General features: G+C 66.3%; 17 protein-coding genes. 10 read left to right on the plus strand and 7 right to left on the minus strand.

Annotated elements, in window-relative coordinates:
- The first annotated feature begins 150 nt into the window (after positions 1–150).
- The 6 genes from ACU0BR_RS11085 (at position 151) to ACU0BR_RS11110 (ending at position 11,127) form a co-directional block, all read left to right on the plus strand.
- Positions 151–465 carry an antifreeze protein gene (locus tag ACU0BR_RS11085; protein ID WP_446156893.1) on the plus strand — a complete coding sequence of 105 codons (315 nt, stop codon included), beginning with the start codon at positions 151–153 and terminating at the stop codon, positions 463–465.
- Between the two features lie 144 nt (positions 466–609).
- Positions 610–1,542: a response regulator gene (locus ACU0BR_RS11090; RefSeq protein WP_446156894.1), complete on the plus strand. Its 933-nt coding sequence runs from the start codon at positions 610–612 to the stop codon at positions 1,540–1,542.
- A 297-nt stretch (positions 1,543–1,839) separates the two neighbouring features.
- The gene (locus tag ACU0BR_RS11095; protein WP_446156895.1) at positions 1,840–3,627 is read left to right on the plus strand and encodes an autotransporter assembly complex protein TamA; all 1,788 of its coding nucleotides are present in this window, start codon (positions 1,840–1,842) and stop codon (positions 3,625–3,627) included.
- The gene (locus ACU0BR_RS11100; protein ID WP_446156896.1) at positions 3,624–9,728 is read left to right on the plus strand and encodes a translocation/assembly module TamB domain-containing protein; all 6,105 of its coding nucleotides are present in this window, start codon (positions 3,624–3,626) and stop codon (positions 9,726–9,728) included. The genes ACU0BR_RS11095 and ACU0BR_RS11100 overlap by 4 nt, the downstream gene beginning before the upstream one ends.
- 84 nt (positions 9,729–9,812) lie before the next feature.
- Entirely contained in the window at positions 9,813–10,610 is a 798-nt protein-coding gene (locus tag ACU0BR_RS11105) for a PRC-barrel domain-containing protein (RefSeq protein ID WP_446156897.1), read from the plus strand.
- A gap of 100 nt (positions 10,611–10,710) precedes the next feature.
- Positions 10,711–11,127 (plus strand): hypothetical protein, encoded by a 417-nt coding sequence (locus ACU0BR_RS11110; RefSeq protein ID WP_446156898.1) that lies wholly within the window; start codon positions 10,711–10,713, stop codon positions 11,125–11,127.
- 50 nt (positions 11,128–11,177) lie between these two features.
- Here the strand turns inward: ACU0BR_RS11110 and ACU0BR_RS11115 are convergent, their stop codons facing one another.
- Genes ACU0BR_RS11115 through ACU0BR_RS11130 form a run of 4 tightly spaced genes read right to left on the minus strand, consistent with a single transcriptional unit; the run spans position 11,178 to position 15,228 of the window.
- Positions 11,178–12,710, minus strand: a complete 1,533-nt coding sequence (locus ACU0BR_RS11115; RefSeq protein WP_446156899.1) for a phospholipase D-like domain-containing protein — start codon at positions 12,708–12,710, stop codon at positions 11,178–11,180.
- Between the two features lie 57 nt (positions 12,711–12,767).
- Positions 12,768–14,474 carry a sensor histidine kinase gene (locus tag ACU0BR_RS11120; protein ID WP_446156900.1) on the minus strand — a complete coding sequence of 569 codons (1,707 nt, stop codon included), beginning with the start codon at positions 14,472–14,474 and terminating at the stop codon, positions 12,768–12,770.
- A 53-nt stretch (positions 14,475–14,527) separates the two neighbouring features.
- Entirely contained in the window at positions 14,528–15,088 is a 561-nt protein-coding gene (locus ACU0BR_RS11125) for an RNA polymerase sigma factor (protein ID WP_446156901.1), read from the minus strand.
- Complete coding sequence (locus ACU0BR_RS11130; protein WP_446156902.1) at positions 15,085–15,228, minus strand: NepR family anti-sigma factor; 144 nt, start codon at positions 15,226–15,228, stop codon at positions 15,085–15,087. The genes ACU0BR_RS11125 and ACU0BR_RS11130 overlap by 4 nt, the downstream gene beginning before the upstream one ends.
- A gap of 105 nt (positions 15,229–15,333) precedes the next feature.
- Between ACU0BR_RS11130 and ACU0BR_RS11135 the strand changes: the two genes are divergently transcribed.
- From ACU0BR_RS11135 to ACU0BR_RS11150, 4 genes are all read left to right on the plus strand, one after another.
- Positions 15,334–16,143 (plus strand): response regulator, encoded by an 810-nt coding sequence (locus ACU0BR_RS11135; RefSeq protein WP_446156903.1) that lies wholly within the window; start codon positions 15,334–15,336, stop codon positions 16,141–16,143.
- A 320-nt stretch (positions 16,144–16,463) separates the two neighbouring features.
- The gene (locus ACU0BR_RS11140; RefSeq protein WP_446156904.1) at positions 16,464–17,066 is read left to right on the plus strand and encodes a hypothetical protein; all 603 of its coding nucleotides are present in this window, start codon (positions 16,464–16,466) and stop codon (positions 17,064–17,066) included.
- The gene (locus ACU0BR_RS11145; RefSeq protein ID WP_446156905.1) at positions 17,063–18,544 is read left to right on the plus strand and encodes an ABC transporter ATP-binding protein; all 1,482 of its coding nucleotides are present in this window, start codon (positions 17,063–17,065) and stop codon (positions 18,542–18,544) included. Before ACU0BR_RS11140 ends, ACU0BR_RS11145 begins: the two co-directional genes overlap by 4 nt.
- A 13-nt stretch (positions 18,545–18,557) precedes the next feature.
- Positions 18,558–21,188, plus strand: a complete 2,631-nt coding sequence (locus ACU0BR_RS11150) for an ABC transporter permease (protein ID WP_446156906.1) — start codon at positions 18,558–18,560, stop codon at positions 21,186–21,188.
- A 188-nt stretch (positions 21,189–21,376) separates the two neighbouring features.
- Here the strand turns inward: ACU0BR_RS11150 and infB are convergent, their stop codons facing one another.
- The 3 genes from infB to nusA form a co-directional block, all read right to left on the minus strand.
- A complete protein-coding gene (gene infB, locus ACU0BR_RS11155) occupies positions 21,377–23,872 on the minus strand; it encodes a translation initiation factor IF-2 (protein WP_446156907.1) in 2,496 nt (831 codons plus the stop codon).
- Positions 23,869–24,501 carry an RNA-binding protein gene (locus ACU0BR_RS11160; RefSeq protein ID WP_446156975.1) on the minus strand — a complete coding sequence of 211 codons (633 nt, stop codon included), beginning with the start codon at positions 24,499–24,501 and terminating at the stop codon, positions 23,869–23,871. Before ACU0BR_RS11160 ends, infB begins: the two co-directional genes overlap by 4 nt.
- 149 nt (positions 24,502–24,650) lie before the next feature.
- Positions 24,651–26,282: a transcription termination factor NusA gene (nusA, locus tag ACU0BR_RS11165; RefSeq protein ID WP_446156908.1), complete on the minus strand. Its 1,632-nt coding sequence runs from the start codon at positions 26,280–26,282 to the stop codon at positions 24,651–24,653.
- Between the last annotated feature and the right edge of the window lies 1 nt (position 26,283).

Genomic DNA, 26,283 nt, shown 5'->3' on the forward strand with positions numbered 1-26,283 from the left:
GACGGTTGCGCTATGGGCGTGGTCCCGCGCAACCATACCCAACCGTCGACCTATATCCTTTTGGCCACTGGTCGCCTTCGCTCCTTCCTCCATATTGCGAAGGAGGCTCCGGGATCCGCGAAACCTCTGGTTCGAGAAAGTGAAAGCAAAATGAAGGCATCTTCTGATCCGACGGATATGTGGCGCACGGGCGTGGCGCTCTGGACGCTGATGTCCGAAGCGCAGGCGGTGATGGCCTACCGGATGATGGGCATGGCGGGCTACTGGACCGTGCACAACACCGAGAACGAGCGTATGTATTCCGAAAAGGGCCCCGCTTTCGTCGAGGCGAACCTGGCGGCCACGCGCGCCGCGATCGATGGCAAGCGGTTCGATCAGGTCGCGCAGGCCTGGATGCAGCCGTTGCAGCGCAAGGTCAGCTCCAACCGCAGGCGGCTGGCAAAAAGCGGGCCGAAGCTCGACTGAACCCGGCCATCGCGCCACCACGGCAGCACGGACATCGGAAGGACCGAGGACGGGGTGAGGAAGGGCGCGCGGATTACGGCTCTTGACCTTTCGCGCAGGTTGAGAAAGCTTGCACCCATCGTCTGCCATTTGAAATACATTGCCATGACAAACTTGCGCGAACGTCTGTCGAGCGACACACGTTGTGATCACGAACGTGTCGATGCGCGGTTCTCCGCGCTGGATCTGAAGGATCATGTGGATTACGGGCGCTTTCTGGCGGCGCAACGGGCGGCATTCTGCACCATCCTGCCCCTGATCGAACAGCCCGGCGGCGACGAAGTCATCAGCCATATCAGGACGGTCGTGCGTGCGATCGACCGCGACCTTTCGATCCTGGGCCACGATATTCCGCCCCCGCTCAGCCCGGTGGACATTACCGGGCTCGATGCGCTGGCGTGTGCCTACATTCTGGGCGGCAGCCGGATGGGCACCCGCGTGCTGCGGCGGACGTGGCGGCAAAGCCCCGATCCGCTGGTGCTGTCGGCGGGCACCTACTTCGGGCTCGACACGGACAACGCGCATTGGCGCGCCATTGTGGCCGATCTGTCCGCGCGCCCCGCCACCGATGCGCGCGCAGATCGCGTTGTCGCCGACGCGCGGCGCATCTTCGGCCTGTTTGAGCGCGCGATCACCCAGCAGGCTCCGACGCAGACGCTGCTGAAGGGCTTCGCGCTGGTGGTCGAGGATGACCGCGTGATCGCCATGGACATGGCCGCGCAGCTGGGCGACCTCGGCGCCTGCCCGGTCGAGACGGCCTCCACCGCCTATGAGGTTTCCGCCATTCTGGAACGCCGCCGGCCCGCCGTGGTGATCCTTGACGTGATGCTGGGCAACGCCTCGTCCCTGCCCATCGCGCAGATGCTGGCGGCGGCCGATATCCCTTTTGTCATCAGCACCGGCCACAGCCAGCACGACGCGATGATCAAGCAATTCCCCAAGGCCCCCATCGTCAGCAAGCCCTATGACAGCAACCGGCTGACGGTTGCGCTGCGCCTTGCGCTCAACCATCACGCAAGGACGCAGCGGGCGATCTGACCCCTCCCGCGCACAGGACGCAACGCAGGGCGCAAGCCGCAGGCCTGAGCGATCCCCGTGTTGGCAATCCCCGTGTTGGCAATCCTTGTGTTGGCAATCCTTCGCCTATTTTCGACAAAACTCTTTGTTTTGAGCGCATATGAGTGGAATCGCGCGCATCCCTCCGATACTGATGGGGAAAGGGAAAAACGACCTGCCCTGAAACGGCGGGCGTATCGCGGGGATGGGCAAACAGGCGTGACATTGGCTTTTTCAAACGTACGACGCCGGGTCGGGTGCCGTATCGGCAGGGGTGCAATGCGCGGGCTGGCGCTGCTGATCGCCGCGAGCGTTGCGCATCCGGCCTCCGCCTTCGTGGCGGATCTGAAAACCACGATTTCCGACGCCGAACTGCGCAAGAAGCTGGCCGGGGCGTCGCTCGTCTTCGTCGCGGTGAACGAAAAGGAACAATCCACCCAGGATATCCTGGCCGCCGCCCAGGCCGATTACGCGCGAATGGTCGGTGCGCTTTACGCATTGGGGTATTACAGCCCCGTCGTCCATATCTCCGTCGATGGCAAGGAGGCCGCGGCGATCCCGCCGCTGGCGCCGCCCGCGCAGATCAACCGGATCGATCTGATCGTCGACCCCGGCCCGGTTTTCAGCTTCGGCAAGGCGGTGGTGGCGCCGCTGGCCCCCGACACGGTGCTGCCGGAAGGGTTCGCCCCCGGCAAGACCGCCGAAAGCCGCGTGATTTCCGATGCCGCATCGGCGGGCGTCGATGCCTGGCGCGAATACGGACATGCGAAGGTCGCCATCGACGGGCAGCAGATCACCGCCGATCACCGCAACGATATCCTGGACGCCGTCGTGACCCTGGCACCCGGTCCGCGGGTGACGTTCGGCAAGCTGGTCCAGAAAAACGATTCCTACGTGCGGCGCGAACGCGTGCAGGACATCGGCGGCCTGCCGACCGGCGAGCTCTTCAATCCAGAGGAACTCGACAAGGCCGTCGCGCGACTGCGACGCACCGGCGCCTTCCGCTCGGTCAGCGCGACCGAGGCCGAGACACTCGGCCCCGACAACAGCATGGACGTGGATCTGGTCCTGGTCGACGAAAAGCCGCGCCGCTTCGGGTTCGGGGCCGATATCTCCTCGGTCGAGGGGCTGCGGCTGGAAACCTTCTGGATGCATCGCAACCTGCTTGGCGGCGCCGAGCGCCTGCGCGTGGAGGCCGAGGCCTCCGGGCTGGGCGGGCAGACCGGCGGCGGGCAGGGCAGCGGCATAGACTATCGCTTCGGCGTCAGTTTCAACCGCCCGGCGACCTTCACCGCCGACACGGACCTATACGCGCTGGCCGAGGTCCAGCAACTGGACGAGCCGCTGTTTTTCTCGCGCCAGATCAACCTGGAAACCGGGCTGACGCGGATCTACTCGGACAAGCTCAAGGCGCAGGTCGGCGTGGCCTACCGGTTCGCCGATGTGCGCGACGGGCTGGGCAACCGCCAGTTCAACCATCTGACTTTTCCGCTCAGCGTCACCTGGGACCGCCGCGGCGACGAGCTGAACCCGAAGGGCGGCTTTTACCTGGACGCGGAGGTGATGCCCTATCTGGGTCTCGCGGGCAGCGCATCGGGCGGTCGGCTTTCGCTGGACGGGCGGGTCTACAAGGGGTTCGGCACGGACGACCGTTTCGTGCTGGCCGGCCGGGTGCAGCTGGGGTCTATCGTGGGGTCGGGGCTGACCGACACCCCGCCCGACCTGCTGTTCCTGTCGGGTGGCGGCGGCACGGTCAGGGGGCAACCCTACCAGTCGCTTTCGGTGCCGGTGGGCACCACCAAGATCGGCGGGCGGTCCTTCCTTGGCCTGTCGGGCGAGGTGCGCGCCGACATCACCGAAAAGATCGGCGTCGTGGGCTTTTACGACGCGGGCTATATCGGCTCCGACAGCTTCATCGACAGCAACAGCTATTTTCACGCCGGTGCGGGCCTTGGCCTGCGCTACAATACCGGCATCGGCCCGATCCGGTTTGACGTGGCCACCCCTGTCGGCGGCAACACCGGCAACGGAATCCAGATCTATGTAGGCATCGGACAGGCGTTTTGACCCGTATTCTTTTTACCTTGTTTCTGGTCCTGCTGCCGATGACGAGCTTCGCGCAGGACGACAAATCCCGCCTCGTCCGCTTTCTGGAGGATACGCTTTCCACCTCGGGGCGGCAGATCACGATCGAAGGGTTCAGCGGCGCGCTGAGTTCCCGCGCAAAGGTGGCCAAGCTGGTCATCGCGGACGATCAGGGCCCTTGGCTGACGATCATCGACGCGGTGCTCGACTGGAACCGGCTGGCCGTGCTGCGCGGCAATATCGAGATAACCGAGCTGTCCGCCGCGGAAATCCTGCTGCCCCGCCTGCCGGGCGGCGGCGGGTCGAACGCGCCCAGCCCCGAGGCGTCGGTCATCAAGCTGCCGGAGCTGCCCCTCAGCGTGCAGATCGAATCGATCAAGGCCGACCGCGTCGTGCTGGGGGAGTCGATCCTCAAACAGCCGGTCGAGATGTCCGTCGCGGGCAGCCTGTCGCTGGCCGACGGCGAGGGCAAGGCGGATCTTCAGATCAAGCGAATTGACGCGAAACAGGGCGAATTCCTGCTCAAGGCCGGCTATTCCAACACGACGCGCATTCTGGCGCTGGATCTGAACGTGAACGAGGGCCCGGACGGCATCGTCGCCAATCTGGCGCAGATACCCGGCGCCCCGGCGCTCAGCCTGTCGGTGACGGGCAATGATCCGCTCGACAACTTCACCGCGCAGATCGCCCTGAAAAGCGAAGGTCAGGACCGTCTGGCAGGCACGGTTGCGCTGACCACCGTGGCCGAACCGGGGGCCGCCCCCGATCCGGGCGGCACGTCGGCGCAGGGCCAGAACCCCGCTCCGTCCGGCGCCCCCGCGACCACCTACCAGCGCATCACGGCCGATCTGAAAGGCGATATCGCGCCGCTTTTCGCACCGCAGTACCAGCCCTTTTTCGGGCCGGACATCAGTCTGGCGCTCAAGATGCGGCGGTTCGACGACGGGCGCGTGCTGGTCGAGGATCTGGCGCTGAAGGCCGCGTCGCTGCGGGTGAACGGCGATCTGGAACTGGCCACCGACGGTCTGCCGGAACGGTTTCTGCTCGATGTGCGGCTGGCCGACCCGGACGGCAACACCGTGCGCCTGCCGACCGCGGGCAAGGAAACGCTGCTGCGCAAGGTCGATATCAACGCCAGCTTCGACCGCGCCAAGGGGGAACGCTGGACCCTGCTTGGCACGGTCGAGGGGCTTTTCCGCCCCGACATCAGTTTCGAGCGCCTGCGTCTCGACGGCGGCGGCGTGATCCAGCGCGGCAGCGTGAAACAGGCCACCGCGAACCTGACCGCGGCGGTCACGGGGCTGTCCTCCAACAACACCGATCTGGCGGCGGCCCTGGGGCCGAAGCTGGACCTGACGACGGATCTGACCTGGCGCGAGGGCGCGCCGGTCCAGTTTTCCAAGCTGGAACTGGCGACGCAGGGCCTGCAACTGGCCGCGGCGGGCGCATTGGGCGGGCCGAAGGGCACGTTCAACTTCGACGGCGACATTTCCGCCGACGTGCAGGATCTGTCGCGGCTTTCGGGTCTGGCGGGGCGTCCGTTGCAGGGCAGTTTGCGCAGCACGGTAAAGGGCAGCATCGGGCTGGTCGGCGGCGCATTCGACATCACCGCCGACGCCACCGGCAAGGATCTGGGCATCGGGATCGAACAGGTGGATCAGCTGCTGGTGGGCGACAGCACGCTGCGCCTGTCCGCAAAGCGTGACACCCAGGGCACCGAATTGCGCGGCTTCCGGGTGGAAACCGCCGCGCTGAACGCCGCCGCGCAGGGGCGGGTGGCGACGGGCGACAGCGACCTCAACTTCAGCGCGTCGCTTGACGATCTGGCCCGCTTCGTTCCCAGCGTTCCGGGCGCGGTCAGCGTCACGGGCACCGCCGTGCAGGTGCTGGACCAGTGGAAGATCGACGTGAACGCCGACGCCCCGGCTGCATCCTCGGCGGCGGTATCGCTGAACTGGCCGATCGAGGGGCAGCCCTCCGCGACCGTCACCGCCCGCATCGGCGAGGTGCAGAAATTCGTACCGGGGCTGGAGGGCGCGGCCAACGTACAGGCCGAGGCCCGGCGCGAGGGCGAGACATGGCGCGTCGACTTCGACGCGGACGCACCGCGCCAGATCACCGCGAAAGGCACGCTGTCCCTGCCGCCGGGCGGTGCCCCGCAGGCCGAGCTGACGGCCCGCATCGCGGAGGTGCAGGAGTTCGTCCCGCAGCTGGAAGGCCCCGCGACCGTTACCGCCAAGACCCGCCAGGAGGGCGACACGCTGCTGGTGGATTTCACCGCCGACGCGCCCAAGGGCATCACCGCCACCGGCCTCGCGCGGCTGCCCAAGCTGGGCGGCCCCTCGGCCACGCTGACCGCAGAGCTGGCCGATGTGGCGACCTTCGTGCCCGGCGTGCCCGCCTTGCAGGGTCCGGCCACGCTGCGCATCGACGCGGCACAGACCAACGCCACCTGGCGCGCCGATTTCACCGCCGACGCCCCGCAGGACATTACCGCCAAAGGCCGCGTCACGCTGCCTTCGGGCGGCCAGATCGAGGCGCGGCTTTCGGCCGATATTCCACGTCTTCAGGCCTTCGTCCCGATGCTCGAAGGTCCGGCCAGCCTGACCGCGCAGACCCGGCAGGACGGCGAGACGCTGCTGGTCGATTTCACCGCCGACGCGCCCAAGGGGCTGACGGCGCAGGGCACGGCGCTTCTGCCCAAGGGGGGGCTGCCGTCGGTCAAGGCCACCGCGAAACTGCCCGACCTGTCGCAATTCGTGCCCGGCGTGGCGGCCCTGGCCGGCCCTGCCACGGTGCGCATCGACGCCGCGCAGACCGACAGCGGGCTGGCTGTTTCCTTCGACGCCGACGCGCCACAGGACATCACCGCCAAAGGCCGCGTCACGCTGCCCGCCGGAGGGGTGCCCGACGCGCAGGTGACGGTCGAGATTCCGCGCACCGAAACGATCGTCTCCCTGCTGGAGGGACCATCGACGCTGAAGCTGACCGCAAAGCCGGGCACCGGCGAGGACGCGCGCACCCTGCTGGCAGACCTGACGCTGGACGCGCCCAAGGGGCTGTCGGCCCGCGCCTCGGCCCGCCTGCCCGAAGGCGGCGCCCTGTCGGCAACGGCGGATATCGACGTGGTCGATGTCGCGGCGCTGGCGCCGGGCGTGCAGGGGTTCACCGGCCCGGCAAAGGTGCATCTGGCCGCCGCCCGGACGGGGCAGGACTGGGCCGTGACATTCAACGCCGACGCGCCCAAGGGGATCACCGCCTCGGGCGAGGCCACGCTGTCGGCCGATGCGCCGCCGGTGGTCAACTTTACCGCCGAAGTGCCGCAGCTGGAACTATTCGTGCCGCAGCTGAAAGGCCCTGCCAGCCTGTCCGCCACCACGCGGCAGGAGGGCGAGACGGTGCTGATCGAGTTCAAGGCCCGCGCGCCGGAAGGCATCACCGCAGACGGCCTTGCGACTTTCCCGCCCGATGGCGCCACCACGGCGACGCTGGACGCGCGGATCGCCGATGTGGCGACCTTCGCGCCCGGCATCGACGGGTTCAGCGGCCCGGCCACCGTGGCGCTGGACGCGCGCAAGACCGGTGCGGAATGGAACATCGATTTCGACGCCAAGGCGCCCGCGGACATCACCGCCAGCGGCACCGCCACCCTGCCCCCCACGGGCGGGCCCACCGTGGACTTCAACGCGAAGGTGCCACGGCTGGAAACCTTTGTGCCCGGCTTCGAGGGGCCGGTCACGCTGTCGGCCGCCGCCCGGCAGAACGGCGACACCTGGGCGCTGGATTTCACCGCCGATGCGCCCAAGGGCATCACGGCCCAAGGCCAGGTCCGCCTGCCCCCGCAGGGCGGCCCGCAGGCCGATGTGACGGCGCGTCTGGCCGATATGGCGGTCTTTGTGCCCGGCTTTGACGGCCCCGCCATCGTCAAGGCGCAGGCCCGCAAGGACGCCGCCAGCTGGCTGGTCGATTTCACGACCGACGCGCCGAAATCCATCACCGCGAGCGGCACCGTCACGCTGCCTCCGCAGGGCGGTCCGCGCGCCGATATAAACGCGCGTATCGCGGATCTTGCGGTGCTGGTACCGGGCTTTTCCGGCCCCGCGACAGCCACCGCGCAGGCACGCCAGGATCTGGGCGCCTGGGTGGTCGATTTCACCGCCGACGCGCCCAGAGGTATCAGCGCAAGCGGCCAGGCCCGCCTGCCCGGCGACGGCGGGCCGCAGGCGCGCGTGACCCTGCGCGCGGCACAGCTGTCGGTCTTCGTCCCCGGCCTCGACGGCCCCGCGACGGTCGAAGCCACGGCGCGCCAGCAGGATCAGACCTGGTTTGTCGACTTCACCGCCGACGGACCGCAAGGGCTGACCGCCAAGGGGCTGGTGGAACTGCCGCCGGGACAGGGGCCGCGGCTATCGGTCGATACGCGCATTGCGTCGGTCTCGGGCCTGCTGCCGGGGGTGAACGGCCCGGCGAGCCTGTCGGCGCGCGCCTCCCAGAACGGCAACGACTGGACGGTGGAATTTTCCGGCGCGGCACCGGGGTCGACCACGCTCAGCGGCAGGCTGACCGTGCCGCAGGGCGGCGCGTTGGCTGTCGATGCGAATGTGCGCGTGGGCAACCTGGGCGCCTTCGTGCCACAGGTCGGCGGGTCGGTCTCGGTCCAGGCGCAGGTGCGCCAGCAAGCGGGCGGCTATGCGATCAGCGCGACCTCCACCGGGCCGGGGGGAGCCGCGCTGCGCGTGGACGGAACGCTGGCCGGTAGTGTCGGCAATGCGGCGCTGACGCTCAGCGGCACGGCGCCGCTGGCACTGGCCGATCCCTTCCTGGCGCCACGTTCCATCGCGGGCACGGCACAGTTCGACCTGCGCCTCAACGGGCCGCTCGCGCTGTCGTCGCTGTCGGGGCAGATCAGCACCGCCAATGCGCGCGTGTCGCTCCCGTCGCTGCGCAACGCGATCACCAACATCAACGCCACCATTGCCCTGTCCGGCGGGCGCGCGCAGATCGCGCTGAGGGCCGGGGTGGACAGCGGGGGCAGCTTTACCGTCAACGGCCCGCTGAGCCTTTCCGCGCCCTTCGACGCCGATCTGGCGGTCGTCCTCGACAACGTCGTGGTCACCGACCCCAAGCTCTACGAATCCTCGGTGGCGGGCAGGCTGACACTCAGGGGGCCGATCACCGGCGGCGGATTGCTGTCGGGCCAGCTCGACGTGGGCCCGACCGAGATCCGCGTTCCCTCGACCGGGCTGGGCGGCAGCGATCCGATCCCCGACGTCGCCCATGTCGCCGAGCCCGCCGACGTCAAGGCCACGCGCGCGCGCGCCGGTCTGCTGGGCGATGCGGCACAATCCGGCGGCGGCGGCGCGGCGGGCGGGCAGAACGCGTCGAAACCGCTGCGCCTGGACATACGCATCGTCGCGCCGAACCGTATCTTCGTGCGCGGGCGCGGGCTGGACGCGGAACTGGGCGGACGGCTGAGCCTGACCGGCACCACCGCCAATGTGGTGCCGCAGGGACAGTTCGACCTGATCCGGGGGCGGCTCGACATTCTCGGGCAGCGGCTGACGCTTGACGAGGGCTCGGTCCAGTTGCAGGGCGATTTCATACCCGCGATCCGGCTTGTCGCGCGCACCGACACCGGCGAGGTCGTGGTCAGCATCGTGGTCTCCGGCCAGGCGACGGAGCCCAGGATCCAGTTCCTGTCCGATCCCCAGCTGCCCGAAGACGAAGTCTTGTCGCGGCTGCTGTTCGGTCGCAGCATCAGTTCGATCTCGCCCTTGCAGGCGGCGCAGCTGGCATCGGCGGTGGCGACGCTCGCCGGGCGCGGCGGCAATGGCATAATCGCGAACCTGCGCGCGCAGACGGGGCTGGACGATCTTGACGTGACCACCGGCGCCGACGGCAGCGTCGGCGTGCGTGCGGGCAAATACCTGTCGGAAAACGTCTACACGGATGTGACCGTCGGCAGTCAGGGCAAGAGCAGCATCAACCTCAATCTCGACGTCAGCCCCTCGGTCACGGTCAAGGGGCGGCTGGGATCGGACGGCAACACCGGGCTGGGGGTCTTCTTTGAACGTGATTACTAGCGCAGGCCGCCCGGCACCGCACGACCCCGCGAGCCGCGGGAACCCGGCGCCATTGCGACGGTTGATCCAGCAAGGAGAACCGCCATGCTGAACACCATTTCCCAACTCATGCACTTCAAGGCCCGCGCGGGTGACGACCACCTCAAGGTGACCGATATTTTCTTCGATTTCGGCACGCGGCGGATCGAATATGTCTCGCTGGACATCGGCGGCTGGTTCGACCGCAAGGAGGTGCTGATCCACGCGGCGGAATTCGGCACGCCCGATACGGTCAATGAGGAATGGCCCGTCAGGCTGGATCGGGCCGCCGTCGAGGCCGCGCCGCATTGGCACGACGACGCCGAGGACAACGGGTCGATCTTCGACATCGAGAACTGGCCGCCGCTGGTCGTCGGCCCCTTCGGCACGACCTTTTCGCCCCTGCTGCTGAACGCTCAGAGCCACGCCGACGCCGAGGAGGCCGCAGCGATCGAGGGGCACCGCGCGGTGCCCCTGCCCATGCAGGCAGACGACGAAGACCCCGATCCGCAGGCGGCGCGGGACGAGAGCGAGCGCGAAGAGGCAAGCCATATGGCCCGCGCCAGCGAATGGCTGGGGCGCAAGGTTTACGGGAACGACGGGGAATTGGGCGACCTCGACGATATCGTGGTCGATGTGGAACGCGGTCTGCTGACGCATCTGTCGATCTCGGGCGGGGGGCTTTTGTCGCCGCATGACGCGGTGGCGCCCTTCGACTGGATGCGCCATGTGGTGCGCGATTCGCATATCGTGATGGGCCTGGCCTCCGGTCAGCTCGAGGCCGCGCCCGGCCTGCGCGACGACGATGCGCTGAGCCCGGGTTGGCAGGACCGGGTGCAACGACACTACACCCCCGCCGCCTGAGGTTTTCGCCTCGGGGTGGCGCGGTAAAATGGAACAACAGGCCGGAGACGCCGTTGAGGCGTCGAACCGGCACCGGATGGTGAGATCGAGGACAAAGGCAATGCTGCGCATTTCCGCACTGATTTTGATGACGATTGCAGATGGCGGCATGGCGGGTGCCACGACCATCGCCGGGCTGGATTCCATGCCGGATCGCGATTGCACGTTCGACTGCGCATATCAGCCGCAGATGCTGCCGGAACCCGAGGTTCCGCAACCCGGCGCGGATGAGCTGACGGGAGCGCCGGTCTTCGACCTGTCCGAGGGCCACATCGGCCACGTCGCACGGCTGGATTACGACCCGCAGGGACAGATCCTGAACGCGACCGTGGATGTCAATGATGCGACCGCAGGGCGAAAATCGGTCACGTTGACGGCGGAGCATCTGACCATCATGCAGAGCATCGAGACCCCGGGTATGCAGATATTCCTGGATATCTCGAAGATGGACCTGCTGCATCTGCTCAGAGAAGAATAGAACCTCGCGGCGCAGCGCCCGCTTGACCTCGCCCCGTGGGCGGGCGCGGGTCAGACCATCTCCTCGGGCACGCCCGGAAAGGAGCGTCCGAACAGCTTGGCGGGACGCTCGGTATAGGGCAGGACGAACCCCTGCCGTCCCTTCGGCGCGCGCACCTTGTTGCTGTTGGCCAAGATGCGCCACGCCTGTACGGCGGTGTCGGGGTCCGTATAGCGCGCGCCCGCGTCGGACGGCAGCCAGTGGTGCATCACCTTCCGCTTGAGCAAGGCGATCTCTTCGGGATCGTGCAGGGCGACGCCGGCCTCGGTATCCCAGAAAAAGCTGCGGCCGTTGAGGTTCGCAGAGGACACGATCGCGCAGCTGTCGTCGAAAATCGACACTTTCGAATGCACGTAGACCAGCGGCGCGCGCTCGTATTCGCCGCGTCCGTAAACCTCGCCCGCCTCGGGGTCGCGGGCCTGAGCCGGGCAGCCGACGAAGAGCCGCTGTCCGAAGGCGCGGCGCAGGATACGGATGCAGCGGCCTTGCAGATACTCGCCGAACCGCGTGTCCGCCTTGTCGCGATGCATGAAGGCGATTTCCTCGGGCGCGGCGGGCAGAATCAATATCAGCCCCAGCGAGGTGTTGCGCCGCCCTGCCCGTGCGAGCTTGCGCGCCAGCGACACGCTGCGCAGGAACTGGGATTCCAGATAGATCAACCGCTTTGCCGTTTTGACCTGACCGAAATGCAGTTTCGCAATATCGGACAGATGCCGCTTCGGCGACAGGTGACCCAGCGCGAAAGGCCGCCGCCCCGACAGGGTGCGCAACAGCGGAGCGCAATCCGACGGGGGCTTTCGCCCGGCGGTCACGTCCAGAAACTCATCGAGATGGCGCTGCGCCGCCTGTGCGAGCACCCTGTCCTCCAGCAGCAGCTGCACATCCTGCCACGTCTCGCCCGCCGCCTGCAAATGTCGCGGGGTGTCGTAGCGGCGCTCATCCAGATCCAGCCCACCGACATAGAGCCGTTTCTCATCGAAGACGGCGATTTTCTGATGGTGGCTGCAAGGTGTCAGGGGCGGCAGCGGCCAGCGGCGCGGTCGCAGCGCCTCCTTTTGTCTGCACACCCATTCGTCGAACCCCGGCATTTCCTTCAACGAGCGGTCGCGCCGGTGCGGTTCGAGATCCATCAGCTTGCGACAGGTATCCGCGACCTCGCCCAGAATCTTCGGCCACATCACCAGGCGCGGCAGAATGCCGACCCGTGCGGGATGCAGCGCCGCCACCGCATTGAGGCGCGCGGCCCCCGGCCCCGCCATTTCCCGCACCGCCGCAAGCCTGCGCATCGACGACCAGGTGCCTTGGTGCACGTCACAGGCAAGCAGACAATCGAAGTCGGAAATCACCAGATCGATGCTGACCCCGCGGCGCAGCGTATGCACCAGCAGATCCATCCAGTCGCTGCCGATGCGCAGCGCCTCTTCCGACCGCAATCGGGTCGCCGGATCGAATATCCGAAAGCTCATCGAAATGTGCTGCTCTGCGGTCAGAAAACAGCGCTCGAACACCGGGTAGGCCTCATGCCCGGTCACCAGGACCTGCAAGCGATCGGTCCTGTCCACCGTCCGGGAAGGCTGTGCATCCTGCTGCATCGGGCTGGCTCAGGCGCGCTTCAGCGAGCGTTCTTCGACCTCGAAGTCGCTGACCCGGAATCGAAGCGTGACGGTATATTCGGTTTCGGTCTCCTTAACCTCCACATCGCCCAGCAACTGCTGGCCGAACGCCTTGATAAGGCGCGAGCCCAGGCCGCTCGATTCCGCCGGGTTCGAGGTGCTCACCGGCTCCCCCTTGGAATTGGCGATCGTCAGGCACACGGTGCTGTCTTCACTCATCGTCAGATTGATACGCATCCAGGGCGCGCCGTGTTCGGGACGGCCCAGATATTTCAACGCATTGGTCGCCGCCTCGGTCGCCAGCAGCGACAGCGGCACCGCCTGATCGGGATAGACCTCGAATTCATCCAGCCTGACCGTGACTTCGACCCCGGAATCGGGCGGCAGGGCCACCACGACCAGCTGATTGATGACCTCATGCAACAGCAGGTCGCCGCGCACCTCCGACAGGGTGTCGGTCTGGTAAAGATTGCGGTGCACCGTGGCCAACCCCAGAACCCGGTCCTGCACCCGCTTCAGCACGGCCTTGGCCTCCGGCGAATGAAGTTGGCGCATCTGCATGTTCATGATGGACGCGATCAATTGCAGATTGTTTTTTACCCGGTGATAGACCTCTTTCAGCAGAACCCTCTGTTCATGTACGGCATTTTCCAGCCCGGCCTCGTCGCGCAGAATCGTATCGGTCATCTGGATGAAGGCGTCTTCCATTTCCAGCAGCTCGGCCGGCATCCCCGTGCCCGTGCTGGGGGAAAGGATGTGGCGCGTCTGCGCGAAGGCCCTCATCCGCAGCCGCAGCGAGCGGACGTGGCGGATCACCAGCCAGTGCACCGCGAAATAGGATACGCCCAGGCTGACCAGCCACATCAGGATCGGAAACAGCGCAGGCGAGATCCGCACCGGGATTCCAGCCGTTTCAGGCAAGCGGCTGTCCCACGATCCGATCGCGTAAACCGTGTCGCTGACGATGGGCACCACGGCGAACACCCGCTCCTGCCCGGCGCCGTTGCGCGCGACGAAGGCGGCGCCCGGACCACCGCCAAAGGCCGAAAGCGACCTGTTGGCGGGCAGACGTTCGGACACGTCCGACACGCCCCCGTCGGCCGTCAGGATGTCGCCGGCCGCGTTCATGGTGAAAAGCTCGATCGGCTGCTCCTCCCGGACCTCGGCGCCCGCGAGCGACAGTTGCGAATGCGGCAGCGAGATGGTCACATAGCCGAGCAGCACGGCGTTGCGCACCACCGGGAAATTCACCGAAATACTGGTGCGCGAGGTAGCGGTTTCCGGCGCGGTCAGCGGTTGCAGGCGGGAAATGGTGACTTTGGGCTGGGCCGAGACCATCATCTCCTTGAAATCCGTCTGCTCGGACAGATCGTATTCCACCCCGTCGGACGAACAGGTGATGCGCCCGTCGGAAGGGATGTACCCGACAAAGGTATAGCCGTCCTCGCTGTCCAGATATCGGCTGAGATAGGCGGTGCAGGTGCCAGGTTCATCGGCGATCAGATCGATCATCTCGCTCAACACACGGGCGGCGCCGAAGGCGCGCTGGATCAGCTGCCGCTCCTCAGCGGCGGCGTTGCGTGTCAGGGCGATCAGGCTCAGTTGCGACCGGGTCTGGATTTCGTTGGTCAGCGCGCGGGTCTGCATCACCGCGATCAGTCCCAGTGGCAACAGGGCCACAGACAAAAGCGCCATGACCCGAAAGCCAAGGCGCCTTGTGATAGGGCGAAATCCGATACCGGCCAGCATCAGCCTGCCGATTGGGTCGAGGCAGTCAGCACAGCCATTGTTGTTTGATCAGTCAGTTCCAACTTGTCGCCTTCGTCCAGATGCAAAAGCTGCACCAGACGCGCCCGCGCCCGGTTCGCGCGGCTCTTGATGGTTCCGACCGCGCAATCGCACATCTCTGCCGCTTCTTCATAGGAAAAGCCGGAGGCGCCTACAAGGATCAACGCCTCGCGCTGCTCGTCGCGCAGCTGGGAAAACGCCTTGCGGAAGTCGGTCATCTGAAGCTTGCCGTCATGCGCCGGCTTTTCGGCCAGACCCTCGGTGAAGATTCCGTCCACATCCGGCACCTCGCGGCGCATCTTGCGACGGTTGGAATAGAAGGTGTTGCGCAGGATGGTGAACAGCCAGGCACGCAGATTGGTGCCGACCTGAAACTTGTCGAAGTTGGTCCAGGCCTTGACGACAGTATCCTGCACCAGATCGTCGGCGCTGGAACCGTTCCTCGTCAAGCTCAATGCAAAAGCACGCAGCGCCGGCAAATGATTTACAAGATCCTCTTTGGGATCAATTGCTGTACTCATTTCTTGCCGCTCTGTTGCTGCAACTTAGACAGCAAGTCCTTGAACCTGTCAGGCAGATCTTCTTCGACAACCTCCTGATAGACTCGCTTGAGGTTCTCGTCGATCTGACGACTCACGGTGGATGGATCACGATCTTTCATGGTTTCTCGTTGCAACATTTCACGCTACATTTGTTCTATCTGACGGAACCAAACGTGGCCACAGGTGTTTGGTTCCAAGAAAAAGCAAAAAAGGTATGACGACATATGACTAGCGATACCGCGACCGATCTGGCCTCCGCGATCGGACAGCATTTGCCGTATCTGCGGCGGTATGCGAGAGCTTTGACCGGCAGCCAGACTTCGGGTGATCTATACGCAGCCGCTACGCTGGAAGCCATCCTCGAAGATAATTCGATTTTTTCCGGCGACGTGTCGCCAAAGACGGCCCTGTTCAAGGCGTTCCACCTGATCTGGTCGAGCGCGGGCGCGCCCATCGACGAAGAGGAAGGCGGCATCCGCGCCAAGGCGCAGGGCCACCTCAAGGCGCTGACCTCCAACACACGCGAAGCGCTTCTTTTGCAGACCATCGAGGAATTCCACGTCGACGAGATCGCGCAGATCATGCAGATCAACACCTCCGAAGTGGAGGAGCTGATCGGCATCGCCAATGCCGAAATGGAAAGCAGCGTGACCGGCCGTGTTCTGGTGATCGAGGACGAAGCCATCATCGCGATGGATATCGAAAGCATCGTCAGCACGCTGGGTCACGAAGTTCTGGGCGTGGCGCGCACCCGCGACGGTGCGGTGTCGATGGGCAAGAAGGAGCGCCCGGACCTGATCCTCGCCGATATCCAGCTGGCCGACAATTCCTCCGGCGTGGATGCGGTCAACGATCTGCTGTCGCATTTCGGCGATATCCCGGTGATCTTCATCACCGCCTTCCCCGAGCGGCTGCTGACCGGCGAGCGTCCGGAACCGGCCTTCCTGATTTCCAAGCCCTACAACGAGGAGCAGGTGCGCAGCGCCGTCAGCCAGGCGATGTTCTTCTCCTCGACCGAGACGCTGCACGTCTGAACGCAGGCTCGCCGCGCCGCCATCGGTGCAGCCTCATGCCACGCCATTGCGCCCGCCACCCCCCGGTGGCGGGCGTTTTCGTTTGCGCGGCAGGGCGCCAGTCCAGCGCGCGCGTTCCCCCGGGGCGGGAATTACGCAATTGTAACGCGCTGACAAAGCGGCGGACAGGAATGCGCTCAAATTTAACATGAGGGCCGCCTGCCGTACCCTTGTGCAAAATCGGTCGGCGATCGCTCTGCTCATGTCTCTGATCGGGCGACGCCGAACCGGCGGCGCGCTGACCAGGGATGACCCGTTGCAAACAGCAAGGAGACATCTCGATGACCCGCCAAACCGCAATGCACCGCGTCGCGCTCGCCCTGGGCCTGGCCGCATCCGTCGCCGCTATCCCGGCGGCGAGCTTCGCCCAGAGCCAGCCGCTGGCCCAGCGCGAAACCGCTGTCGCACCGGAAACCAACCCGCCGGGCGATATTCCCGACAACCAGGTCTTCATCACCTATAAATCCGCCCAAGGGTTTTCCATGCAGGTGCCCGAGGGCTGGTCGCGCAGCGATACCAAGGATGGCGTTACCTTTGCCGACAAATACGGCAGCATCGACATCGCCACCGCCAAGGCCGCGGCCGCCCCCACCCCCGACAGCGTGAAATCCACCGAGGTCGCGACCCTGACCGCCACCGGCCACGCCGTCGACGTACAGAAGGTGCGCGCCATGCCACTGCCCGCGGGCGACGCGGTGGCTGTCGATTATTTGTCGAATTCCACCGTCAACCCGGTGACGAACCGCAAGATCCGCCTGGAAAACCGCCGCATCTATTTCTTTCATAATGGCGAAGAGGCGATCGTGACACTGTCGGCCCCTGCGGGCGCGGATAACGTCGATCAGTGGAAAATGATGGCCGAATCGTTCCGGTGGGCGTCGTGACCCTGCTGTGCGCCGAGGATCTGTTCCGCTTTTACCATGTCGGCGATGCGGAGATCCGCGCCCTCAAGGGGGTCAGCCTGAAGGTGGACGCGGGCGAGATCGTGGCCCTGACCGGGCCATCGGGCAGCGGCAAGTCGACCTTGCTCGCCTGTCTGTGCGGTCTGGATGAACCCGATGGCGGCACGGTCGATATCGACGGCCGCCGCATGACCCGCCGCCCGGACGCACAAAAGGCGGCGATCCGGTCCTCCGTGCTGGGCATCATGGCCCAGCGCGACAACCTGTTCGCCCATCTGAGCGTGGCGGAAAACATAGGCTTTGCCCTGTCGCGACGGCGCGGCGGGGCGACAACCAGCGGCACGACCGCGGCCGATGCAGGCGGCGCCGACGACGCCCGCATCGAGGACATCCTGCGATCCGTGGGCCTGTCGGAACGGGCGCGCGCCTATCCGGCCACCTTGTCGGGCGGCGAAACCGCGCGGGCCGGGCTTGCCGTCGCGTTGGCGCTCGACGCGGCGTTGATCGTCGCGGACGAGCCGACGGCCGAGGTCGACGCGGTGACCGAACGGCTGATCCTAGACCTGCTGGTCGAGCGCAGCCGCCACGGTCGCGGCGCACTGATCGCCACCCACAGCCCCGCCGTGGAAGCCGTCGCGACCCGCATCCTGCATCTGCGCGACGGGCGCCTGGAAACCCGCAGCGCAGAGGCCGCCGCGGCCGAAAATGCGACGCCAGCCCCCGCCCCCGCACCGAGGCCGGATATCGCAGAGGGCGCTCAACCGGCATCCCGCCCCGATGTGCTGTCCCCGGGCGAAAACCGGAAAGCCCTGATCGCGGCGGAGAGCCTCAGCCGTACCTATGATCTGGGCGGCGATCCGGTTCACGCGGTCGAGAACGCCAGCCTGACCCTGCGCCAGGGCGCGCGCATCGCCGTCACCGGCCCGTCGGGCAGCGGCAAATCCACCCTTCTGCGGATACTGGCCGGACTCGAGGTGCCGTCCTCGGGCGCGGTGACCTGGTTCGGCAACCCTTCGGCCGAGGCGCTGCGCCCCCGGCGCATCGGCGTGGTGTTTCAGGAACCGAGCCTGATCCCGTCGCTGAGCGTGCTGGAAAATGTCGCCCTGCCCCTGCAACTTGCCGCGGCGGGGTCGAACCGCCCGCATCTGACCGCCGCCCAGGCGCTTGACCTGCTCTCGCTGTCAGATCTGGCGGACAAGCTGCCCGATGAGCTGTCGGGCGGCCAGATGCAGCGCGTGGCCTTTGCCCGCGCCTTGGTTACCAATCCCGAGATCATTCTGGCGGATGAACCGACCGGACAGCTCGACCAACCCACCGGGCGCGCCGTCATGCACGCCGTGCTCGAGGCGCTGGACGCCAACGACACCGCCCTGCTGATGACGACGCATGACGCGCGGCTCGCGGCGACCATGGCCGCGCAATATCACATGGATCACGGCCATCTGGCCGATGCCGCCTGAAAGGAGGCTCGACATGTTCCCGCTTTGGATTTCCGGCGTGTTCCGGCACCGCGCCGCACGCATCGCGCTGGCCTACTCGGGGGTGGCGATTGCCGTCACCCTTGTGGCGCTGATCGGGGTGTTTTCGGTGCTCAGCGCCTCGACGATGACCGACCGCGCGGTATCGCAGGTCGTGGTGGACTGGCAGGTCCAGCCCAAGACCGGCGCGGATGCCGCCGCGATAGAGACGAAACTCAGGGCCCTGCCGGATCTGCGCACAGTGCAGACGGTGGGCTACGCCGATGTCGCGGCGTTGCAATCGACCACGGGCGGCACGGTCCAGACCACCGGCGCGGCCAAGGTGCTGGGCATCGACGCGTCCTATCTGACCGATTTTCCCGGCCAGATGCGGCTGCTTCTGGGCACGCTCGACGGGCCGATCCTGGCGCAGCAGACGGCTGCAAACCTGCATGCGGGGATCGGCGACAGCGTTCAGATCATGCGTGGCACCACGCCCCAGACGGTCAAGGTCGCGGGGATTGTCGAGCTTCCGAACGCCGACGCGCTGTTCCAGACCGTCGGCGCGCCCGCGGGCGCGGGGCCGACGGCACCGCCCGACAACGTGCTGATCCTGCCGATGGCCGATTGGACGGCGCTTTTCGGCAATGATCCGGTGCATGCCTATCGGCAATTTCACACCTCCTTCACCCATAAGGCGCTGCCGCGCCAGCCTGACACCGCCTTCATCGCCGAAGCCCGCCGTGCCCGCAATTTCGAGGCTGCGGTGGCCGGCGGCGCCCTGGTGGGCGACAACCTGGGCGCACGCCTCGATGCCGTGCGCGGCGACGCCATCTACGCGCGGGTGATTTTCCTGTTTCTCGGGATGCCTGCCGCGATGCTGGCCATTCTGCTGACGGTTTCGCTGCTGTCGGCCGATCGCGAAAGCAAGGCCCGAAACGAGGCGCTGCTGCGGATGCAGGGCCTCGACCGGCAGACGATCCTGCGCCTGATCGCGTCCGAGGAAGCCATCGGCGCGTTGGGGGCCGCATTCGCCGGCGGGCTTGCCGCGTTGATCCTGGCGGTGCTGCAATTCGGGTCGGCCGCCTTCGCGCCCGCCGCGCTGGCCTGGATCGGGCTGGCAGGCGTAGGCGGTTTCGTGGTCGCGCTGCTGTGCGGCCTGTTGCCCGCCCTGCGCCGATCGCGTGAGGGAACGATCGTGGGCAGCCGCGCCTATTTCAGCCGGGGCAAGATACCGCTGTGGCAAAAACTGTGGCTGGATGTAATCAGCCTGGGCGCCGCCGGGGTCATCTTCCTACGCTCTGCCAGCTCCAACTATCAGGTCGTGCTGGCGCCCGAGGGGGTGACGGCCACCGCGGTCGACTACACCGCCTTTCTGTCGCCGCTGCTGTTCTGGATCGGGGCGATCCTGTTGACCGTGCGGGTCACGTCCTGGTGGATCTCCCGCTCGGGGCGCAGCTTGCAGACCGCGGTGGGCGGCACCGGCATGGCCAAGGGCACCGCGCCCAGCGTGGCGGCAAGCCTCTCGCGGCAGCACCGCAGGCTTGCGGGGGGCATTGCGCTGGTGTCGCTGGCGTTTTCCTTTGCCTTCGCGGTTGCCATCTTCAACCTGACCTACAACGGGCAAACCCGGGTGGACGCGATGCTGACCAATGGATCGGACGTCACGGTGACCGGGTCCACCGGATCGCCGGTCGAACCGATTGCGCCAAAGCTTGCCGCCCTGCCCGGTGTGGCCGCGACGGCGACGATGCAGCACCGCTTTGCCTATGTGGGCAACGACCTTCAGGACATCTACGGCATAGATCCCGGTCGTATCGAGCGGGCGACATCTGTTGTCGATGCCTATTTCGCCAACCGCAACGCCTCCGCCACGCTCAAGGCGCTGGCGGCCACCCCCGACGGGGTGCTGGTATCGCAGGAAACCGTCAATGACTTCCAGCTGGCGTTGGGAGACACGATCAATCTCAGATTGCAGGATGCGACGACCCATCAATACAAGAGCGTCCCGTTCAAATTCGTCGGCGTGGCGCTGGAATTCCCGACCGCGCCCAAGGATTCCTTTCTTGTGGCCAATGCCGACTACATCGCCCAGCAGACCGGCGCCCCGGGACGGGAGGTTCTGTTGATGCGCAGCAACGGCGATCCGAAGGCGCTGGCGGCCGAGGTGCGCAAGAGCCTCGGCGCGTCGACGGCCTATAAGGTGACGGATCTGTCGACGGCCTTCGGCATCATCTCCTCCAGCCTGACGGCGGTGGATCTGGGGCGGCTGACGAAGGTTGAGATCGGCTTTGCGGTGCTGCTGCTGGCCGCGGCCACGGGGATGCTGTTGTTCCTGGGTTTCGCCGAACGCAGGCGCAGCGCCGAGATCCTCAAGGCGCTCGGCGCGTCCCGAACCGAGGTCGGCGGCTTTCTATGGAGCGAGGCGTTGCTGATCCTCGTGCCGGGCGCCGTGATCGGGGCGGTCATCGGGGTGGCGGCGGCCGACATGCTGGTCAAGTTGCTGTCGGGCATCTTCGACCCGCCGCCCGACGCGCTGTCCTATCCGCTGCTGATGCTGTCGGGGTTCGTTCTGGTCAGTATCCTCGCCACCATCGCCGCCGTGCGTTTTGCTCGGCAGCGGCTGGACCGGCAAACAGCTGCCTGACATGCGCGGGAGGGGGCGGTAGTCGCCCCCTCGACCACCGCAGGACCAAGTGACCCGATGTTGCGGGCTCCGGGCGACCGGCCCACGGGGGAATGACGGAAAGGAAAACGCCTGCCGGGGGCATCCCGACAGGCGTTTTTCATGTCCAAACCAGAGCGCCGCTCGGGGCAGCGCGGTGGGGGCGGCGATCAGGCCAGCGAACGCTCGACCTCTTCGCGCTCGAAGATCTCGATGACATCGCCGGCACGGATATCTTCGTAGTTTTCGAACGCCATGCCGCATTCCTGACCCGACTGGACCTCTGCGACCTCGTCCTTGAACCGCTTGAGCGTCTTGAGGGTGCCCTCGTGGATCACCACGTTGTCGCGCAGCAGGCGAACGCCCGCGGACCGGCGCGCGATACCCTCGGTGACCAGACAGCCGGCGACCTTGCCGACGTTCGACACCTTGAACACCTCGCGGATTTCCGCGTAGCCGATGAAATTCTCGCGAACCTCGGCGCTCAGCAGGCCGGAAGCGGCCTTCTTCACGTCGTCGACCAGATCGTAGATCACCGAGTAGTAGCGGATTTCCACGCCCTTCTGGTTGGCGGTGTTGCGCGCGGAGGCGTTGGCCCGGACGTTGAACCCGATGACCGGTGCGCCGGATGCCTCGGCCAGGCCGATATCCGTTTCGGTGATGGCACCGACGCCCGAATGCAGCACGCGCACGCGGACCTCTTCGTTGCCGATCTTTTCCATCGCCTGCACGATCGCCTCGGCGGACCCCTGAACGTCGGCTTTCACCACGATCGGCATTTCGCTGACGTTCTCGTCGTCCTTCGCCTTGGCCATCAGCTGTTCGAGCGTGGTGGCGGCACCGGCGGCGGCGCGCTTTTCCTTGGCGGCGTTGGCGCGGTATTCCGCGATCTCGCGCGCCTGCGCCTCGGTCTCGACGACGTTCAGAACGTCGCCGGCCTCCGGCGTGCCGTTCAGGCCGAGAACCTCGACCGGAACCGAGGGCCCGGCCTCCTTGATGCGCTCGCCCTTGTCGTTGATCAGCGCGCGAACCTTGCCGTATTGCTCACCCACGACGAAGATGTCGCCCTGGCGCAGGGTGCCGTTGCGCACCAGCACCGTTGCGACCGGGCCGCGGCCCACGTCGAGCTGCGCCTCGATCACCGCACCCTGGGCAGGGCGGGCGGGGTTGGCTTTCAGATCCAGCAATTCGGCCTGAAGCGCGATGTTTTCCAGCAGCGTGTCCAGCCCGGTGCCCTTGACGGCCGAAACCTCGACGTCCAGCACATCGCCCGACATCTTCTCGACGATGACCGAATGCTGAAGCAGGTCGGTCCGCACCTTGTCGGGATCCGCGCCGTGCTTGTCGATCTTGTTGATCGCCACGATCATCGGCACCTCTGCCGCCTGCGCGTGGCGGATCGCCTCGATCGTCTGGGGCATGACGGCGTCATCGGCCGCAACCACCAGGATGACGATGTCGGTGACCTGCGCGCCCCGCGCCCGCATCGAGGTGAATGCGGCGTGGCCGGGCGTGTCGAGGAACGTCAGGATGTTGCCGTTCTGGTTCACCTGATAGGCGCCGATGTGCTGCGTGATGCCGCCGGCCTCGCCCGCCACGACCTTGGCGTTGCGAATCGCGTCCAGCAACGAGGTCTTGCCGTGGTCGACGTGGCCCATGACGGTGATGACGGGCGGGCGGGTCACCAGATCCTCGTCCTTGTCGGGGGCCTGTTCGATCACCTGCTCAACGTCGGAGTCGGAGACGCGCACGACGCGGTGGCCGAATTCCTCGATGATCAGCTCGGCGGTGTCGGCGTCGATGGTCTGGTTCTGCGTGGCCATGATGCCGCTCTGCATCAGCGCCTTGACCACATCGGCCACACGTTCGGCCATGCGGTTCGCAAGCTCCTGCACCACGATGGCTTCGGGAAGCTGGACGTCGCGCACGACCTTTTCCCGCTCCACATTGCCGCCCATCGCCTTCTGGCGGGCGCGCTCCTGCTTGCGCTTCATCGCGGCCATGGAGCGTTGGCGTCCGCCCTCGCCGCCGGTCAGCGCCTGGTTCAGCGTCAGCTTGCCACCGCGGCGTCGGTCGTCGCCCTTGGTCTTGACCTCGCGCTTGGGCCGGTCGTCGCGCTCCTTGCGCGGCGGCAGGCCGGGTTTGGTCGCGGGGGCGGGGCGACCACTGGTGGGCGCGTTGGCATTGGGGTTGGCGACCGGTGCGGGCGCAGGCGTATCGGCGCGGGTGCGGGCCTCTTCGGCCTCGCGCTGGCGGCGGGCGTCCTCTTCGGCCTTGGCCTTCGCCTTTTCCTCGCGCTCGCGCTCTTCGCGCTCTTTCTCTTCGATTTCGGCGCGGCGGCGTTCACGCTCCTCGGCGCGCTCGCGCTCCTCGCGCTCGCGCTGCTCGGCTTCGATGCTTTCGCGCGCCTTGGCCGCCTGGAGCGCCTTCAGACGGCGATCCATTTCGGCGTCGGTAATACCGGCCGGCCGCTTCGATGCATCGGGCCGCGAGGCGCCGGAGACGGAACCCTTTGCGCCCGCTCCGGGCTTGGGAACCACGACGCGCTTGCGCTTGGTTTCCACCACGACATTCTTCGTCCGGCCATGGCTGAAGCTTTGCTTAACCTGACCGCTGCGCGGACCACCGCGCAGACCGAGAGTTTTCTTGCCGTCTTGATCGCTCATGCGTCTGTCGTACCCTTTCCGGTGGACATTCCACCGTCATTTTCGCGAACGCCCGAAAGCCGTCCGGCCTCGTCTACAACACGAGTAGCGAGTCCACCAGCCGATAAGGCGCCATGTATCACACTTTCGCGGCCGAATGCCAAACCCAATTCCCGGGCGGTCAGACAACCGATAAACCCTTCGTTTCCTGACGGCGGGCGCAGCTTCGACTTGCCGCGTTCCGACCCGTCGCTGGCCTGAAGAAGCACGCGCGCCTCTTCCGTCACCAGCCAGCCCTTGACCTTCTCATAGCCCGCCACGGCCTGCCCCGCCTTGCGGGCGAGCGAGATCAGTTCGATCACGCGGCGCAGCAAAGCGGCCTCGACCACATCGGGCAGGTCGGGCGCCACCTGCACCGGCCTGCGCGCGGCGCGCGAAAAGAGCTTCTTGTCGACCGCGCGCCGCAATGCCGCACGATCGGCGCTGACCCAGATGCCGCGCCCCGGCAGCCTGCCCATCAGATCGGGCAGAACCTGCGCATCGGGCCCGACGACGAAGCGCAGCAGGCCCCCGGGGTCCTGCGTCCGCCCCGTGGCGATGCAGCGCCGTTCGGGGGCGCTGCGATCCTTGCTTCGGCCTCCGCGGCTCATCTGGATGCCTTCTTCCCGGTGCGCATCGTCATCGGCCCCGTTTTCGTTGGGCCCGTCTTCATCGTTGGGCCCGTCTTCAGCAGCCCCGCGGTCGTCGGCCCCCTGGGCGGCGCGTTGACCGATTTCCTTTCCGGTCATCCGCGTGATCCTCAGGCCTTGACCTCCGCCGCGGCCATGGTTTCACCCTCTTCGTCCGCCGGTGCATCCGCTTCGTCTTCGCCCGTCAGTTCGGCGGGGTCGACCCAGCCCAGTTGGATGCGCGCGGTCATCACCATGTTCTGGGCCTCCTCCAGAGACACCTCGAACTTTTCAAGCAGGCCTTCGTCCTTGACGCGCTCTCCGTTGGCGACGGTCCAGCCACCGGCCAGTTCCCAATCGGCGCAGGTGGCGAAATCCTCGATGCTGAGGACGCCATCTTCGGCAAGCGCCTCGATCATCTGGGGTGTCAGCCCTTCGAAATCAAGGAGGCTTTGCTGTACACCCAGCTCGGCGGCATGTTCCAGCGCCTTTTTGTTCTGCGCCTCGATGTTGTCGCGGGCACGGGCCTGAAGCTCTTCGGCGGTGCCCTCGTCCACGCCGTCGATCACCAGCAGTTCGGACGGATCGACATAGGCCACTTCCTCGAGCGAGGTGAAGCCTTCGGACACCAGAAGCTGGGCGAAGAACTCATCCAGATCCAGCTTGTCGACGAACAGCTGCGTGCGCTCGACGAATTCGGCCTGACGGCGCTTGCTTTCCTCTTCCTCGGTCATGATGTCGATATCGAGCCCGGTCAGCTGGCTCGCCAGACGCACGTTCTGGCCGCGCCGACCGATGGCCAGGCTCAGCTGCTCGTCGGGCACGACGACCTCGATGCGCTCGGCCTCTTCGTCGAGCACGACCTTGGTCACCTCGGCGGGTTGCAGCGCGTTCACCAGGAAGGTCGGTTGATCCTCATTCCAGGGGATGATGTCGATTTTCTCGCCCTGAAGCTCGTTCACCACGGCCTGCACCCGGCTGCCGCGCATACCCACGCAGGCGCCGACGGGATCGATGGAACTGTCGTAGGAAATCACGGCGATCTTGGCGCGGCTGCCTGGATCGCGGGCCACGGCCTTGATCTCGATGATGCCGTCGTAGATCTCGGGAACCTCCATCTTGAACAGCTCCGCCATGAACTGCGGATCGGTGCGCGACAAAAAGATCTGCGGCCCGCGCGGTTCGCGGCGTACATCCTTGATGAAGACGCGGATACGGTCGTTGGGGTGATAGCTTTCGCGGCCGATCTTTTCGTTGCGGCGCAGCACGGCTTCGCCACGGCCGATATCGACGATGACGTTGCCGTATTCCTCGCGCTTGACCAGACCGATGATGATCGTGCCGGCACGGTCCTTGAATTCCTCGTACTGGCGGTCGCGCTCGGCCTCGCGGACCTTTTGCAGGATCACCTGCTTGGCCGACTGCGCGGCGATGCGCCCCATCTCGACGGGCGGCACCTCGTCAGTGATCTCGTCGCCGATCTGCGGGTCGGCCAGATAGGCCTTGGCCTCTTTCTGGGTCATTTCGGCCTGATAGTTCTCGACCTCTTCGACCACGGTGCGCACGCGGGTGAAGGTGGCCCGCCCGGTCTTGCGGTCGATGTTGACCCGGATATCCATCTCGGCGCCGTAGCGGCTTTTGGCGGCCCGGGCGAGGCTTTCCTCCATCGCCTCGACGACAAGACCGGGGTCGATCATCTTTTCACGGGCGACCGCCTCGGCGGTTTGCAAAAGCTCCAGCTGGTTTGCTGATGTGATGGCCATT

The sequence above is a fragment of the Brevirhabdus sp. genome, from assembly GCF_052826345.1.